Annotated in this window: 14 protein-coding genes; 6 read left to right on the forward strand and 8 right to left on the reverse strand. The window is 59.8% G+C overall.

The genetic code is table 11. The annotated features are described in order from the left end of the window. Positions 1-35 precede the first annotated feature (35 nt). From hfq to GWQ29_RS13470, 6 genes are all read right to left on the reverse strand, one after another. Positions 36-299, reverse strand: coding sequence for an RNA chaperone Hfq (gene hfq / locus GWQ29_RS13445; protein ID WP_275919623.1), 264 nt, complete (start codon positions 297-299; stop codon positions 36-38). A gap of 70 nt (positions 300-369) precedes the next feature. Continuing rightward, entirely contained in the window at positions 370-1,287 is a 918-nt protein-coding gene (gene miaA / locus GWQ29_RS13450) for a tRNA (adenosine(37)-N6)-dimethylallyltransferase MiaA (RefSeq protein WP_081045602.1), read from the reverse strand. Positions 1,288-1,385: 98 nt separating this feature from the next. Then, positions 1,386-3,269, reverse strand: coding sequence for a DNA mismatch repair endonuclease MutL (gene mutL, locus GWQ29_RS13455; protein ID WP_275919624.1), 1,884 nt, complete (start codon positions 3,267-3,269; stop codon positions 1,386-1,388). Positions 3,270-3,341: 72 nt separating this feature from the next. Then, entirely contained in the window at positions 3,342-5,033 is a 1,692-nt protein-coding gene (locus GWQ29_RS13460; RefSeq protein WP_265462383.1) for an N-acetylmuramoyl-L-alanine amidase, read from the reverse strand. A gap of 23 nt (positions 5,034-5,056) precedes the next feature. Next, positions 5,057-5,530 carry a tRNA (adenosine(37)-N6)-threonylcarbamoyltransferase complex ATPase subunit type 1 TsaE gene (gene tsaE, locus GWQ29_RS13465; RefSeq protein WP_005311656.1) on the reverse strand — a complete coding sequence of 158 codons (474 nt, stop codon included), beginning with the start codon at positions 5,528-5,530 and terminating at the stop codon, positions 5,057-5,059. An 8-nt stretch (positions 5,531-5,538) separates the two neighbouring features. Beyond that, a complete protein-coding gene (locus GWQ29_RS13470; protein ID WP_275919625.1) occupies positions 5,539-7,050 on the reverse strand; it encodes an NAD(P)H-hydrate dehydratase in 1,512 nt (503 codons plus the stop codon). Between the two features lie 190 nt (positions 7,051-7,240). Between GWQ29_RS13470 and queG the strand changes: the two genes are divergently transcribed. Then, positions 7,241-8,395, forward strand: coding sequence for a tRNA epoxyqueuosine(34) reductase QueG (gene queG / locus GWQ29_RS13475; protein ID WP_275919626.1), 1,155 nt, complete (start codon positions 7,241-7,243; stop codon positions 8,393-8,395). 92 nt (positions 8,396-8,487) lie between these two features. Beyond that, positions 8,488-9,237 (forward strand): polyphosphate--glucose phosphotransferase, encoded by a 750-nt coding sequence (locus tag GWQ29_RS13480; RefSeq protein ID WP_005311650.1) that lies wholly within the window; start codon positions 8,488-8,490, stop codon positions 9,235-9,237. An 80-nt stretch (positions 9,238-9,317) separates the two neighbouring features. On the opposite strand, the gene GWQ29_RS13485 is transcribed toward GWQ29_RS13480, so the two are convergent. After that, positions 9,318-9,773 carry a hypothetical protein gene (locus GWQ29_RS13485; RefSeq protein ID WP_275919627.1) on the reverse strand — a complete coding sequence of 152 codons (456 nt, stop codon included), beginning with the start codon at positions 9,771-9,773 and terminating at the stop codon, positions 9,318-9,320. A gap of 474 nt (positions 9,774-10,247) precedes the next feature. On the opposite strand from GWQ29_RS13485, the gene metN reads away from it, so the two are divergent. From metN to rfaH, 4 genes are all read left to right on the forward strand, one after another. Continuing rightward, entirely contained in the window at positions 10,248-11,291 is a 1,044-nt protein-coding gene (gene metN / locus GWQ29_RS13490) for a methionine ABC transporter ATP-binding protein MetN (protein ID WP_275919628.1), read from the forward strand. Positions 11,292-11,367: 76 nt separating this feature from the next. Further along, positions 11,368-12,021, forward strand: coding sequence for a methionine ABC transporter permease (locus GWQ29_RS13495; RefSeq protein WP_017411745.1), 654 nt, complete (start codon positions 11,368-11,370; stop codon positions 12,019-12,021). 26 nt (positions 12,022-12,047) lie between these two features. Beyond that, positions 12,048-12,848: a methionine ABC transporter substrate-binding lipoprotein MetQ gene (gene metQ, locus GWQ29_RS13500; protein WP_275908190.1), complete on the forward strand. Its 801-nt coding sequence runs from the start codon at positions 12,048-12,050 to the stop codon at positions 12,846-12,848. Between the two features lie 95 nt (positions 12,849-12,943). Continuing rightward, the gene (gene rfaH, locus GWQ29_RS13505) at positions 12,944-13,441 is read left to right on the forward strand and encodes a transcription/translation regulatory transformer protein RfaH (protein WP_005311640.1); all 498 of its coding nucleotides are present in this window, start codon (positions 12,944-12,946) and stop codon (positions 13,439-13,441) included. A gap of 151 nt (positions 13,442-13,592) precedes the next feature. On the opposite strand, the gene GWQ29_RS13510 is transcribed toward rfaH, so the two are convergent. Then, positions 13,593-15,569: a methyl-accepting chemotaxis protein gene (locus GWQ29_RS13510; RefSeq protein WP_275919629.1), complete on the reverse strand. Its 1,977-nt coding sequence runs from the start codon at positions 15,567-15,569 to the stop codon at positions 13,593-13,595. Positions 15,570-15,586 lie beyond the last annotated feature (17 nt).

The raw sequence follows: 15,586 nt of genomic DNA on the forward strand, positions 1-15,586 counted from the left end.
GAATCTGAATTGGCGAGTCGTCTCGCCTCGAGATATCACGCTTCAGCGTCACCCTGTTCTTCGCCAGCTGCGCCAGGGACGTGCTGGTGATGGTTAACGGCGCGAGCCGGCACCACGGTGGAAATAGCGTGCTTGTAGACCATCTGGCTCACGGTGTTCTTCAGCAAAATGACAAACTGGTCAAACGATTCGATCTGACCCTGCAGTTTGATGCCGTTCACCAAATAAATAGAAACAGGAATCCGCTCACGGCGCAGCGCATTCAAAAACGGGTCTTGGAGAGATTGCCCCTTAGCCATCTTCTTTTCCTTATAGTTTGTTGTTTTTAAACACCGGATATCAATATAACAACCTGATTATACAGGAGTGTCAAGCCACTCCGGCACGGGCAACGACCCTTGCCAGATTGCCAGACTCACCAGATTCCAGCCAGGTGACTTCAGGCCAACCGCGCAACCAGGTCATTTGACGCTTGGCCAACTGGCGGGTGGCAACAATACCGCGATAGCGCATCTCATCATACTCCACTTCCCCTGCCAGGTAGTCCCACATTTGGCGGTAGCCAACGCAGCGAATAGCTGGCAGGTCGGGGGTGAGATCGCCTCGTTCATAAAGCGCACGCACCTCTTGCTCGAAGCCGCTTTGCAACATCTTGTCAAAGCGCTCTTCAATGCGCTTGTGCAACAGGGCGCGATCGCTCGGGGCAATGGCAAATTGGTGCACCCGATATGGCAACCCTTCCCCCTGCACCTGGGTTAGCTCGGTCAGGGTTTTGCCGCTGATGCGATACACCTCCAAGGCCCGGCTAAGACGCTGCGGATCATTGGGATGAATGCGGGCGCCGGCGACCGGATCAATCCGCACCAGCTCATCGTGCAGCGCCTGCCAGCCAAGGCGTGCCGCCTCCTCTTCCAGCTCGGCACGAATGGCCGGATCGGCGGATGGCAGCGGAGAAAGCCCCTCCAACAGTGCCTTGAAATAGAGCATTGTGCCCCCCACCAGCAGCGGAATGCGGCCACGGGCGACAATATCGTTCATCTCCCGCAGGGCATCGCGGCAAAAGTCGGCGGCCGAATAGCTCAGGGCAGGATCAATAATATCGATCAACTTGTGGGGAGCCAGAGCCAACTCTTGCGCCGTTGGCTTGGCAGTCCCTATATCCATGCCGCGATAGATAAGCGCAGAGTCCACGCTGATGATGTCGCAAGGCAGGGTTTGGCACAGGGCGATGGCGAGATCCGTCTTGCCGGAGGCCGTTGGCCCCATCAAAAAAATTGCATTCGGCAAGTCAGCCACGTTCAAATTCCTCGATCAGATTTAGCAGCGACAACGAGCACATCACGGGCTTATTGCCAAACTGTGTGTTGGAACAAGCACTCGGCAACTCAGCCACCATCTGCAAACGCCTCCAGTACTGTCGTCAGCGACACTGGGCGCACCATGCGAATATCTGCCAATTGGTCACTGAAATCGGCCACAAGTTCCGTCAGCAAGCGATTGGCTGTTGAAAAATCGTATATTTTTTCGTGGCTTATCCCCTGCTCAACCAGCCATTGGCATAATACTTCAGCCAGCTGGCTCGCATCACTGTCAGATCCGCTCTCGATAATTTGCAACAATTCGGGTAATAGCCGCACCAGATCGGTCTGGCGCAGCAAGGCTGGCACCCGAGTCAGGATCATGGTGTCACGCCCCCCGCTTTTCAACTCCAGCCCCATCCGTTTGAGCAAACGTTCCTGCTCTTCAACCAGCGCTATCAGGTTTTTCGGCAGCTTGAACGAAACTGGCAGCAACAGGGGTTGCGCAGCCAGCCCCTGGCCCCAGGCTTCCAGCAACCAGTTGCGCAGCAACAGGCGTTCGGCCCGCACCAGTGAGAGCAGCGCCAGCTGGCCATCTCGCACCAGCAACAGATAGGCCTGCTCCACCAGAGTGAGTGCCTGCCAGACTCCAGGCGCTGTCTGAGCTGCTGCATTGGGCACCATTGCAGCGGTAGCGGATGCAGCAGACGCGGGCCCGGCACCGGGCAAGGTGGTGAGCAGTGCGCCCATGCCCCGCATCGCCTCCCGGCTGGGTGGCTCGGGCGGTTGGTAGTTGCCGGCACGCGCCGCGCCCCCTTCTCGCACTTCATTCGTCGAGGCAGGAGCCCGATAGCTGTGCTCGGCGCCATACCACTCGGGACGAGGCGCCTGCCCTGGGTATTCAATCTGCCCGCTGACAGGCAGCTCGACCAGGGTTTCGGCCAGCGGCTCTTCCTGATGAACGGCGCTGGCCCCTTCGCGGCGCAGCGCAGTAAACAGCGCCTGAAAGATAAAGTCGTGGATCAGCCGCGCCTGATGAAAGCGCACCTCGTGCTTGGCAGGATGGACGTTCACATCCACCTGGTGGGGATCCAGCTCGATATAGAGCACATAGGCGGCGAAGCGGTCGGTGGGCAGCAGCTCGTCATAGGCCTGGCGGATGGCATGATTGATGAGCTTGTCGCGCATCATGCGACCGTTGACATAGGTATATTGCAGGTCGTTCTGCGGTCTGGCCCCCTCAGGCAGCGCCAGCCACCCCCACAGACGTACGTCGCTATGTTCGCTCTCTACCGCCAGCGCATGGTGCATGAAGGGGGTGCCACAAACGGCGGCGAGCCGGCGCTCCTGCTCAGGCACCGTATTGGCAGCCTTGTACTGGCGCATTACCTTGCCGTTGTGACGCAGGATCAGGGTGACATCGAAACGGGAAAGCGCAATGCGGCGTACCAGCTCATCGATATGGGCAAATTCGGTCTTTTCACTGCGCATGAACTTGCGCCGCGCCGGGGTATTGAAGAAGAGATCCACCACTTCCACCGTGGTGCCCACCGGGTGGGCCGCCGGTTTGACGGTGACGTTCATCTCTCGCCCTTCCGCCTGTGCCTGCCAGGCTTCGGACTGATCCTGGGTGCGGGAGGTAAATGTGAGACGGGAGACAGAGCTGATGGAGGCGAGCGCCTCGCCGCGAAACCCCAGGCTGCAGATCCCTTCCAGATCATCCAGGGTCGCCACCTTGGAGGTGGCGTGGCGCGACAGTGCCAGCACCAGCTCGTCTTTGGCGACGCCACAGCCGTTGTCACGGATGCGGATCAGCTTGGCACCGCCCTTGTCGATGTCGATCTCGACCCGGTCGGCGCCCGCGTCCAGGCTGTTTTCCACCAGCTCTTTCACCACAGAAGAGGGCCGCTCCACCACCTCTCCGGCTGCAATCTGGTTGGCCAGGATAGGGGGTAATATACGGATCGGCATCACTTACTCCTGAATTTCAATCTTGCGATGGTATACGCCAACACGGGGAGTGGCATCGCCAGCTCCCGCGCGTCAGTTTTGGGGAATGTAGAGCACCTGCCCTACCTGGATATCCCGCGACTTGAGCTTGTTGATCTCCACCAGCCGCGCCTGACTCACCCCATTCTTCTCGGCAAGGCGGGAGAGACTCTCACCCCGCTTGACCACATGGCGGATCATCTGCGACTTGTCGTCACTGCGAACGGGGGCGGCACTGCGGCTCTGTCCCTGCTGGGGGATATAGATTGTCTGACCAATCTGAATATCCCGGCTGCGCAGCTGGTTGATTTCAACCAATGTGGACTGACTCACCCCATGCCTCTCGGCAAGGCGGGAGAGGCTCTCGCCCCGTTTGACTACATGACGGAGCATCCGCGATTTGTCATAGTCGCCCACATTACTGACCGGCGCACCTGTCTCTTGCGCTGCCGCCGAGTAAGGCTTGATCACACCGGCTCCGGAGCTGGTCGCAGCACCACCGTCGCGGGCAGTGGCGGGCATCTTGTTGGTCACGACCGGCTGCGACTGTACTTGCCTGGGCTGGCTCACCGACTGCGGGGCCACAGGCGCAGGGCGAGTGGTAGCTGCCGGCCGACTGGCCTGCCCCTTGCCGCTCAGCAAGGCGCCCTTGGTCGGATGAGCGCGATAGTAATTGCGGATCCCCTCGAAGATGGCGCGGGCCAGCTTGTCTTGGTAGGCAGGTGTAGCCAGCAGCTTCTCTTCCGCATGGTTGGAGATAAAACCTGTCTCTACCAGCACGGAGGGAATATCCGGGGCTTTCAGCACGGCCAGACTGGCATGCTCCGGCGCCTTTTTGTGCAATCTGGCCACCTTGCCCATGGAGCGCAGGATCTGGCGGCTGACGTCATAGCCCTCGGCACGGGACTTGTCCATGGAGAGATCGAGGAAGGTCTGTGCCAGATAGGGATTCGGGTCGGATTCCGCCAATACCTTGCCTACCCCGCCCAGCAGTTCCCCCTGTTTCTCCTGCTTCTCCAGCCAGCTGCCCATCTCGCGGTTGGCGCGATTGGTCGACAGCACCCAGACAGAGGCGCCGCGCGGCGTCGAGTTGTGGAAGCTGTCCGCGTGGACGGAGACCAGCAGATCCGCCTTGGCCTTGCGGGCAATTTCGGAGCGCTTGTTCAGGTCCACGAAGTAGTCCCCGCGGCGAGTCAGCACGGCGCGCATGCCCGGTTCCCTGTCAATAAGTGCCGCCAGCTTCTGGGATACCGCCAGGGTAACTCGCTTCTCATAGGTGCGACGGGGGCCGATGGAGCCCGGATCTTCCCCGCCGTGGCCCGGATCGATGGCGATCACCACCCCCTTGCCCTTGCCCCCCACAGGGGTGGCTTGCACGGCGGCGGCTGAGCGTTTCTCTTCATAAGGCAGGTCTATCACCAACCTGTGGCCATAGGGGCCTGCCGGCGCCAGCGGAAATACCACGGGTTTGATGGTGGAACTGAGATCCAGCACCAGCCGCAGTCCACCCTTCTCCAGCGGCGAGCTCTCGCGGATCTTGCGCACCAGCTCGCTGTTGTTCCCGATACGAGCCAGATTGGCGACGTTGTTCGCCCCTTTGAGGTCGATCACCAGTCGATCCGGGCCGGTCAGGGTGAAGTAGTTGTAATTGGGAGCACTGCTCATGTCGAGCACCACCCGGGTGTTATCCGGCGATGGCCATACCCGCACACTCTTGAGCTGATTCGCCCAGGAGGGTAAGGCCATCAGAGAGAGGGCAATAACAAGGATCAAGCGCACGTAGATGACAACCGTTCCAGAATGGCTTCGCCAATAGCAGTGCGGGCTTCTATCAGAGCCTCACGCTGCTCGTTTACATAAGTCAGGGTAATGTCCAGATCGGGCGCCGGCAGCCAGCCCTCCCCTTTCTCCGGCCACTCCACCAGGCAGAGGGTATTGGCAGCAAAGTAGTCCCGGATCCCCATGAACTCCAGCTCTTCCGGATCAGCCAGACGATAGAGATCAAAGTGATAAACCTGCCAATCGGCCAGTTCATAGGGTTCAACCAGGGTATAGGTCGGGCTCTTGACCTTGCCCTGATGCCCCAGCCCTTGCACCCAGCCACGGGTCAGGGTGGTTTTTCCGGCCCCGAGGGAGCCGTGCAAGAACACCGTGGTCGCCTGCAGGCAGGCATGTGCCAAACGGCCACCCAGTGCCACTGTTGCTGCCTCATCCGGCAGTGTCATCATCAACTGTTTTGCCATGTTCTTCTTTAACTTGTTATGGAGTCGGGATTAACCAGTCGACGGATAAAGGGCAGCAGGTCTGATGCCAGCATACCCCTCTCTCCGTCTGCGGCGGCCAGATCTGCCGCTTCCCCGTGGATCACGGCTCCCAGCCGGGTTGCCTCGACGGCAGACCAGCCCTGAGCCAACAGGGCGGCGATTATACCAGACAAGAGATCGCCCATGCCGCCACTGGCCATGCCGGGATTGCCCTCATCACAGAGCGCGATTTGCTTGCCGTCATCGATGAGCGACCCCGCGCCCTTGAGCAGCACTACGCCGCCAAAGCGTTGCTGCAGGCGCCGTACAGCGGCAAAACGATCCGCTGCAATGTCGGCAATGGAGCAGCCCAGCAGGCGTGCCGCCTCACCCGGGTGAGGCGTGAGCACCCAATTATCCTGATGACGGGGACATAGCGCCAGCCAATTCAATCCATCGGCGTCCAATACCAGCGGTAACCTGTCATTGACCAATAATTCAAAATGGCGCCGACCCCATTCGTCCTGACCGAGTCCCGGCCCCACCAGCCGCACCGTGGCCCACTGCTCATCCGTATCAACCACTGAGTTCATCAACTCGGCTTGATAGAGGCTGACGGGCCCATGACTCGGATGCTGGCACACCCGTACCAGACCCGCTCCCGCCCGCAGGCAGGCACGCCCCGCCAGCACTATGGCGCCCTGCATGCCCACATTGCCCCCTGCCAGCAGCACCTTGCCGTGGGAACCCTTGTGAGCCGAGCGCTGGCGCGGGGTAAGCAGGTGTTTGAGGCCGGGATAATCGATCCGCTCAGCCGCCGCTTGCAGCGTCTCCTCTGGCATGACTCCGAGGGGATCGCAGTCGAGTTGGCCCACCCCATCCACACCATCGCTGGTAAGCATGCCCTGCTTGATGCCGATGAAGGTGAGGGTGCGAGTGGCACGCACCAGCGCCCCCATAGCGCAGCCGGTATCGGCATTGAGGCCGGAGGGCAGATCCACCGCCAACACAGGCGCGCCCAAGCTATTGATTGTTGCGACGATCTTTGTCAGAAGCGGCGATAGGGGGGTATGGACACCCGTGCCAAGCAGTGCATCTATCACCAGGTCCGGCGGCGGCAGTGAATCCAGCTCGCTGGCGCCTGCCATCAGCACAGTCCCCCCCAGCGCCAGCCAGTCATCGGCGGCTCGCCTGGCATCCCCTTTCAGCTCGGCAGGCGCCCTGGCGGCGATCACCCGGGGTTCAAGGCCTATCTGTCTGGCGAGACGCGCCAGCACATAGCCATCTCCGCCGTTGTTGCCTGGGCCGACAAAGATCCACCAGCGGCGGCTCTGCGGCCAATGATGGGTGGCGTAGGTACGCAGCGCCGCACCGGCACGCTCCATCAGGGCGTAGCGTTCCTGCCCTTCTCGCTCGGCCCAGCGCTGCTCCAGCGCGCGGATCTGTTCAGTCCGCCACAGTGATTGTGGTAAACTGCGCACCTCTTTCCCGCTGATAGCATCCCCGATGACCTTTACCATGACGGCTCCTGACTTTCATCCATTAGCCCTGGCTGAGACGCTTCGGGCACGCGATGCGACATGACCACATCTGATTTTCACTGCCGGTTGACCCAGGACATCAAGCCTTTCGGACCAGATGCAGCATGACCATACCTGATTTTCACCGTCGATTGACTCTGGATATCAAGCCTGTGGGGCTCGATGCCGCATGACTACGCCTGATTTTCAGCAGTTGGCTCACGATATCAAGCTATGGGCAGGCGAGCTAGGATTTGACCAGGTCGGTATCACGGACACGGATCTTACCCTCGAGGAGCCCAGGCTGCAGGCCTGGCTGGATGCAGGCCATCACGGCAGCATGGACTACATGGCCCGACACGGCATGATGCGGGCCCGCCCCCATGAGCTGCTGCCGGGCACACTGCGGGTAGTGTCGGTGCGCATGAACTACCTCCCCTTCGAGGCGGGTTTTGCCGCCACCCTGCGCGATCCGACCCTCGGCTACATCAGCCGCTACGCTCTCGGCCGCGACTACCACAAGGTGCTGCGCAACCGCCTCAAGCAACTGGGGGAGCGGATAGAACAGCGTTGTCAGGCGCTGTTTCAAACCACCCAGGACACAATGGGAGAGTGGCGCCCCTTCGTCGACTCGGCCCCCATACTGGAGCGGCCGCTGGCCGCCAAGGCGGGACTGGGCTGGGTCGGCAAGCATTCGCTACTGCTCAACGAATCGGCCGGTTCTTTCTTTTTTCTAGGGGAGCTGCTGCTCGCCCTGCCCCTGCCCATCGATGCCCCGGTGGAAAAAGAGCAGTGCGGCAAGTGCGTGACCTGCATCAATATTTGCCCGACCGGTGCCATAGTCGCGCCCTATGTGGTGGATGGGCGCCGCTGCATCTCCTACCTCACCATAGAGAACGACGGTCCCATCCCGGAAGAGTTCAGGCCGCTCATGGGCAATCGCATCTATGGTTGTGACGACTGCCAGCTCATCTGCCCCTGGAATCGCTATGCAGATGCAAGCCCGGAACCCGACTTCAAAGCGCGCCCCAACCTGCACCGCCCGCCCCTGCTGGCGCTGTGGCGCTGGGCCGAGAGCGAATTTCTCAAGCACACTGAGGGGAGCCCGATCCGGCGCATCGGCTATCAACGCTGGCGCCGCAACCTGGCGGTGGCGCTTGGCAACGGCCCGGCTACACCAGAGGTGATCGCCGCCCTGCAACTGGCGCTCACCAGCGCCGAGCCCATGGTGGCCGAACACATAGAGTGGGCACTGACGACCCTGGCCAAACGCCAGCAGGATGACAACAAAAAGACACGCTTGCTGATCCGTTGCATCGAAAAAGGTCTGCCGGATCACGCATAAGCGATCTGCCCCTTGCCGGATGCACACCATTTTTTCATGCTCTGTCGGCGGTTAACCGTCGGCACCATAAGCACTATAAAAGGAACAATCTGATGCAGATGTTGGGAGTGGATATCGGTGGCTCAGGGATCAAGGGATGCTTGGTCGATACCGAAACAGGCGAGCTGATTGGCGAACGCCACCGTCTGGCAACACCGCAACCGGCGACCCCGGCGGCCGTGGCACATACCCTCAAGGCACTGGTAGAACACTTCCAATGGAAGGGCCCTGTGGGTTGCGGCTTTCCCGCCACCATCCACAACGGCATTGCCAAGAGCGCGGCCAACATCGACAAGAGCTGGATCGAGACCGATGCAGCACACCTGTTTTCGGATGTGACCGGCCTGCCCTGCCATGTGCTCAACGATGCCGATGCGGCGGGTCTGGCCGAGATGCGCTTTGGTGCCGGCAAGGATCGCAAGGGGATCATCATCCTCATCACTGTTGGTACCGGCATAGGTACAGCCGTGTTCGTCAACGGCCAGCTGCTGCCCAACACCGAGCTGGGTCACCTGATGCTGGAAGGCATGGTTGCCGAGCACTACTGCTCGGATGCGGTGCGCAAGCGGGAGGATCTCTCCTGGAGCCGATGGGGAAAACGCTTCAACAAGTATCTAGCCAGACTGGAGTTTCTATTCTCCCCCGACCTCTTTATCCTGGGGGGCGGCAGCTCAGCCAAGCTCGACAAATTCATCGATCGCATCGAAACCCGGGCGCCGCTGGTGGCAGCCGCCAGTCTCAATCAGGCTGGCATCATAGGGGCTGCCCTTCATGCGGCCGAACGCAGCGCCGAACAGCAGTAAGGCGGCATCCCCTCTTTGGGTCGATGATAGAAAAGAGGCCCGGCAAATGCCGGGCCTCTTTCGTTGCACCTTTACCGCGGCTAGATGTCGTCGAGCCGATGCACACCGTGTACCAGTCGAGTCAAGCGGGTTTGTTCCAGCGACGCCAGCGAGGTCAGCAAGGCAGCCGTCTCGTTGGTCGGGCACTCGCGGGCCAGATGGCTCAGCTCGCCGATGAGTTTTTCTTCCTGACGACACACCTGCTGCACTATGTCCTGAGTCTGGGCACTGGCAGGTAGTGCCAGCCGCTGGATCTCGGGCAACAGATCCTCGCTGAAGCCCCGCTCCAGCCAGGTTTCCTTGACGCCCTGACTCAGCTGTCCCTGATAATCGTGCAGATGGGCACTCGCTTCATCTTCCCGCCCTTGCAGATACGCCAGCAACATGCGGCTGCGCTCGCCATCCACTTCTGCCATCAGTCGCCCATAACAGAGTCCGAGCTGGTGATGAACCTGTTCGAGGTAAGACAGCAAATCCTTGATCTGTTGAAATCGCATCACTCACTCCTCCTGCCACGCCACACCTGTTGAGTATAAAAAACAACCACACATATCCCAAACCAAAGGAGGTCACTTTTTGTGCTGCATCAAGGGGATGGATAACAAAAGAGATAAAGGAACAAAGTGGAACGATTTGTGCCATCTTGGTGGCAGCCAAAGAGTGCGAACAGCACTCCTGCCTTCATGACTAACAAAACAGACAACGAAAGCAGATTATCCAGGCTATATTCGGAAAAAATCAACAATAGCCAAATACAATATTGCCCCCTGATAAACCACTGTCGTCGTTAGTCATCCGGCGAGAATTCTTATCACTTTTTTAGACGTCTAGACGTAGAAACATGCGTTGACATAGCCATCCAGACATCTTAGCATCATCCTCCATGATGACAGAGTAACCCAGTGGAACCTCTGCCCAATTCACCCGCCTGTAGCGCCCTGTGCTTTAAGGCTGTTAGCACGGAAGAATCCATGATTAAGTTGATCGGTCTCAACAAAGTCTACGGTAAAGGCAGTGATGCCGTGCACGCCCTGCGTGACGTGAGCCTGCATGTGCCACAAGGCAAAATTTTCGGGGTGATCGGTGCCTCCGGTGCCGGCAAGAGTACCCTCATCCGTTGTGTCAACCTGCTGGAGCGCCCGACAGAGGGGCAGGTCATCGTCGACGACCAGGACCTGACAGCGCTGCCGGAGCGGGAGCTGACCCAGGCCCGCCGCCAGATCGGCATGATTTTTCAGCACTTCAACCTGCTCTCCTCCCGTACCGTGTTCGCCAATATCGCGTTCCCGCTGGAACTGGCAGGCTGGAGCAAGGCCCAAATCAAGACCCGGGTCTTTGAGTTGCTGGCGCTGGTCGGGCTGGAAGCCCGCGCCCACGCCTATCCGTCCGAGCTGTCCGGCGGCCAGAAGCAGCGTGTCGCCATCGCCCGCGCCCTGGCACCGGCTCCCAAGGTATTGCTGTGTGACGAAGCCACCTCGGCCCTCGACCCGCAGACCACACGTTCGATCCTGAGCCTGCTCAAGGAGATCAACGTCAAGCTGGGGCTCACCATACTGCTCATCACCCACGAGATGGATGTGGTGAAGGGGATTTGTGATGACGTGGCCATCATCAGCGACGGCAGCCTGATCGAGCAGGGCGAGGTCGCCTGGTTCTTCAGCAATGCCAAAACCCAGCTGGCCCGTGATTTTATCCACTCCACCATCCATCTGGAGGTGCCGCAGGAGTATCAGGACCGCATGAGCGGCGAGCGAGTGGCTGGCAGCTATCCGCTGGTGAAACTCGGCTTTACCGGCAGCACGGTCGATACACCGCTGATTTCAGAAGCGAGTCGTCGCTTCAACATCGATATCAGCATACTGAGCGCCGATATCGAGTACGCCGGGGGCGTCAAGTTCGGCTTCCTGCTGGCAGAACTGTTCGGGGATGAGGCCCAGTGCGAGGCGACTCAGCAGTTCCTGATAGACAACCATATTCAGCTGGAGGTCATGGGTTATGTCCGCAGCAACGACTGATCTGCTCATCACTGCCCTCAAGGGCTGCCAGACGCAGTCCCTGATCACAATCGCATTCAGCTGGAGGTAATGGGTTATGTCCGAAGCCATGATTAATCTGTTGGTCACCGCCCTCGGTGATACCCTGCTGATGGTGTTTGCCTCCGCCCTGTTTGGCTGCCTGCTCGGCCTGCCCCTTGGAGTGGCACTGCACGTCACCAAGGCTGGCCAGATCCTGGCCAACCCGGCCCTGAACAAGCTGCTCGGCATCTTGGTCAACATTGGCCGTTCCGTGCCCTTCATCATTCTGCTGGTTGCCATCATTCCGCTGACCCGGCTGATCGTCGGCACCAGCATAGGCACCATAGCCGCCATAGTACCGCTGACCATAGGTGCCGTGCCCTTCATCGCCCGTCTGGTGGAAGGGGCACTGATGGAGGTGCCGGACGGCTTGCTGGAAGCGGCCAAGGCCATGGGTGCCAAACCTTTGCAAATCATCACCAAGGTGCTGCTGCCAGAAGCCCTGCCCGGCATCATCAACAGCGTCACCATTACCCTGGTCACGCTGGTGAACTACTCCGCCATGGCCGGTGCCATCGGAGGGGGTGGCCTGGGCGATGTGGGTATTCGCTACGGTTATCAGCGCTTTGACCCCACCGTCATGCTGGCAACCGTTGTGATTCTGGTTTTACTGGTTCAAATCATCCAGAGCGCGGGTGAGCGCCTGGTCAACACATGTGATCATCGTTAATCGTCGATTTCTGACAGGAGGTTTTTATGAAATTTGGCATTAAATCCGTTGCGGCAGCCTTGTTGGCTGGCTTGGTACTGGCCGGTTGCGGTCAAAAAGAAGAGAGCAAGACCCTGAAAGTAGGCGCCATTGCCGGGGCGGAATCCCAGCTGGTGGAAGCCGCGGCCAAGGTCGCCAAGGACAAGTTCGGTCTGGATGTCGAAGTGGTCACCTTCTCCGACTTTGCCACCCCGAACGTGGCCCTGAACGATGGCAGCATCGATCTGAACGCCTTCCAGCACAAACCGTATCTGGATAGCCAGGTCAAGGATCGCGGCTTCGATCTGGTACCGGTTGGCAACACCTTCGTCTACCCCATCGCCGGCTACTCCAAGAAGATCAAGGCCCTGGCTGATCTGAAAGAGGGCGCGCAAATCGCCGTGCCGAACGACCCGACCAACCTGGGCCGCTCTCTGATCCTGCTGCAAAAGCAGGGCCTGCTGACCCTGAAAGAAGGCACAGGTCTCGAAGCGACAGTGCTCGACATCGCCAGCAACCCGAAAAATCTGAAGATTGTTGAACTGGAAGCGGCACAGCTGCCCCGCTCCCTGGAAGATGTGGACTTGGCCATCATCAATACCGTGTATGCCTCCCAGATCGATCTGCTGCCTGGCCGTGACGGTCTGTTCGTGGAAGACAAGGATTCTCCCTATGTCAACCTGCTCGTCTCCCGTGGCAACAACAAGGATGACGCCAAGGTGAAGGAGTTCGTCCAGGCCTTCCAGAGCGACGAAGTGTACAAAACTGCTGACGAATTGTTCAAAGGCGGCATCGTCAAAGGTTGGTAATCACTCACTCAGCAAAAAAGGCCACGCCAAGCGTGGCCTTTTTTATTGCCGCGGTTATCATAACCGGGAGCACGGCAACACGAACGTAACAGAACATGAAAAAATGGTATCTGGCCTACTGCAAGCCAAAGGAAGAGGCCCGCGCACGCGCCCATCTCGAAGCCCAGGGGATTGAGTCCTATTACCCCATGGTCGAGATCGAGAAGCTGCGACGGGGCAAGCGTGTCCCTGTGCGGGAACCCATGTTTCCCAACTATCTGTTTATCTATGTGGATCTGGAGGAGGTCACGCCGGTCACCCTGAAGTCGACCCGTGGCATCAGCCGCATCATCCACTTCGGCAAGGAGTGGACCGCCATCAGCAGCCAGCTGGTTTATCAGTTGATGAGCCGTGACGACAGCGACGAGGCGAGAGCCAGCTACGCCAACCTGCCGACCCAGGGCGACAAGGTATTGATCGAATCGGGCCCATTGGCCGGATTCGAGGCGATTTATCTGGAGCCGGATGGAGAGAAACGCGCCATCCTGCTGGTCAGCCTGCTCAACCAGGAGACCTCCAGCAGCTTCGACAATCAGGCTTTTCGCCGCCTGTAATGACCCTCATCAGGCAGGCGTTCATGACAAGCAACGCCTCATTCTTTCAGCAGCTTCGACTATCATGCTGTCTGCCGCCTGTACCAATGCTGAGGCGGGCCATCTGGCCCGCCTCATTTATTTATCCAGATCATCCGCCTTGGCGGCGTTATCAGGCCCCCAGTTCGAAGCGACTGATGACGGACGTCAAACGACCCGTATCCTGTGCCAGTCTGGCCACTATCTCTTCCCCCTGCTGGCTGCGCTGGCTCGATTGCCGGCTCAGTCCGGCGATCTCTTCCACTGTGCCCGCCACCTCCTGGGCAACCCGCGACTGCTGCTCGGTAGCGGTGGCAATGGCCCCCAGCTGACCGGACAGATCCTGCACCAGCTGCAGCATGGTATCCAGGGTCTGCGTCACAGAGGCAACGGCGTTGCGGCCCTGTTCGACCAACTGGGTACCGCTGCCGACCGTGCTCACCGTCTGGCGGGTCTGTTGCTGAATGCTGGCGATGGTCTGACTGATCTCCTCGGTTGATTGACTGGTGCGACTGGCGAGCAGACGCACCTCATCGGCCACCACGGCAAAGCCACGCCCCTGCTCCCCGGCCCGCGCCGCCTCGATGGCAGCATTGAGCGCCAGCAGATTGGTCTGCTCGGCTATGGTAGCGATCACCTCGGTCACCCGGCCGACCTGTTCGCTCTGGGCACTGAGCAGCCCCATGGCCTGATTGGCCTGAGCTATCATGGCGGCAATCTCCTGCATTGTGGTGGTCATGCGACCGAGGGCACTGCCCCCTTGCTGTGTCTGTCCCTCAGCCTGGTGGGCCACTCGAGCCGCCTCGGCTATGTTCCCCGCCACATCACGGGTGCTGACCGACATCTGTTCGATCGCCGCCGCCACCGTATCCACCCGCTGATTCTGACTCGCCAGATCGTCGACGATGGCCCTGGTGGTGTTACCCACCTCGACACACGCCCCCTCCACCTGCCCCACGGCGTCCTGGATCTCGCCGACCAGCTGACGCAGTTGCAGCGACATCTGGTTGATGGATCCCGTCAATCCCCCCAGCTCATCCTGACTCTGCACCGGCAGAGGGCGGGACGGCAGACGGCCGTTGGCCACCAGATCGGCTCGCACCACCAGACTGGCGATATCCCTGGTCAGACGGCGACTGAACAGCAGGGCGACCAGGGTGCCCAGCACTATGACAGTCAGGGTAGCCAGCAACAGAGTACGGTTGATGGTCTGACCGGCACTGGCCATCTTCTCCCCCATGCTGTCCACTTCAGAGCGAGTCTGGGTCACCTGGGCGGCCAGCTGACTGGCCAGCTGGGTCAACGCAGGTTCTATGTCGGTTGCCATCAGATGATTGGCCTGATCCCAGTCCGGGGCCTGACGCTTGCTGATCACCTGACCGACCAGTTCGGCAAAGGGCGCTGACATCTCTTCAAACAGCGACCAGAGGCTCTTCTGGGCCTCGGAGAAATTGGCCTGCTGCTGTTTCAGCTCGGCGACCCGCTGCTGATGGAACTGGTAGTAATCCTGATACTTGGTGCCATATTCGGGGTCACCCGAGATGAGAAAGTCGCGCAGGGCTGAGAGGGCATTGGAGAGGCTGTTATACGCATCCCCCACCTGCTTGAGCAGCAGGCGGCGATCCCCTGGCAACTGATCCTGCGGGGTAGCCACCTCTTCATTGGCGAATGACTGCAACTGATCGAGGGCCGCTTCTGCCAGCGGGCCCGCCTCCAGCAGCATGAGCGTGTGGGCGGGCAGGTTCTCCTCTGTGTGGGCGATGGCCCATACCTGCTCCTGGCGTCCTTTGAAGGCCTTGAGCGACTGGGCAAGTGCGGGAGTGAACTGCTGCTGCTCGATGGCTTGCCAGGCCCCTTCCCACTCCTGTTTGAGGCGGGAGGCCTGGGCCGGATCCTTGCCGAGGATGAGATAACCGCGCAGGGAGGAGACGGTGGCCACCAGCGCTTTCTGGCTCGCCTCATCCCGTTGCAGGGCAGGCAGCGCCTGCTCCAGCAGCGCTGTCTCGACCTCGCCGATCCGGCCGAGCTGGTGATAGACAAGGCCGGAGGAGAGGATCACCAACAGATTGATAAAACAGAAACTAAACAACAACTTGCTTGAAATTTTCATGAACGTCCTTGTTCAAC

This window comes from Aeromonas sp. 2HA2, assembly GCF_029237345.1.
Classification (GTDB): domain Bacteria; phylum Pseudomonadota; class Gammaproteobacteria; order Enterobacterales; family Aeromonadaceae; genus Aeromonas; species Aeromonas salmonicida.

Excerpts from the sequence above, each read along its gene's own strand:
- hfq (WP_275919623.1), bottom strand. The coding sequence starts at position 299 with ATGGCTAAGGGGCAATCTCTCCAAGACCCGTTTTTGAATGCGCTGCGC.
- mutL (WP_275919624.1), bottom strand. The coding sequence starts at position 3,269 with ATGCCGATCCGTATATTACCCCCTATCCTGGCCAACCAGATTGCAGCC.
- GWQ29_RS13460 (WP_265462383.1), bottom strand. The coding sequence starts at position 5,033 with ATGGCCTTACCCTCCTGGGCGAATCAGCTCAAGAGTGTGCGGGTATGG.
- tsaE (WP_005311656.1), bottom strand. The coding sequence starts at position 5,530 with ATGGCAAAACAGTTGATGATGACACTGCCGGATGAGGCAGCAACAGTG.
- GWQ29_RS13470 (WP_275919625.1), bottom strand. The coding sequence starts at position 7,050 with ATGGTAAAGGTCATCGGGGATGCTATCAGCGGGAAAGAGGTGCGCAGT.
- queG (WP_275919626.1), top strand. The coding sequence starts at position 7,241 with ATGACTACGCCTGATTTTCAGCAGTTGGCTCACGATATCAAGCTATGG.
- GWQ29_RS13480 (WP_005311650.1), top strand. The coding sequence starts at position 8,488 with ATGCAGATGTTGGGAGTGGATATCGGTGGCTCAGGGATCAAGGGATGC.
- GWQ29_RS13485 (WP_275919627.1), bottom strand. The coding sequence starts at position 9,773 with ATGCGATTTCAACAGATCAAGGATTTGCTGTCTTACCTCGAACAGGTT.
- metN (WP_275919628.1), top strand. The coding sequence starts at position 10,248 with ATGATTAAGTTGATCGGTCTCAACAAAGTCTACGGTAAAGGCAGTGAT.
- GWQ29_RS13495 (WP_017411745.1), top strand. The coding sequence starts at position 11,368 with ATGTCCGAAGCCATGATTAATCTGTTGGTCACCGCCCTCGGTGATACC.
- metQ (WP_275908190.1), top strand. The coding sequence starts at position 12,048 with ATGAAATTTGGCATTAAATCCGTTGCGGCAGCCTTGTTGGCTGGCTTG.
- rfaH (WP_005311640.1), top strand. The coding sequence starts at position 12,944 with ATGAAAAAATGGTATCTGGCCTACTGCAAGCCAAAGGAAGAGGCCCGC.
- GWQ29_RS13510 (WP_275919629.1), bottom strand. The coding sequence starts at position 15,569 with ATGAAAATTTCAAGCAAGTTGTTGTTTAGTTTCTGTTTTATCAATCTG.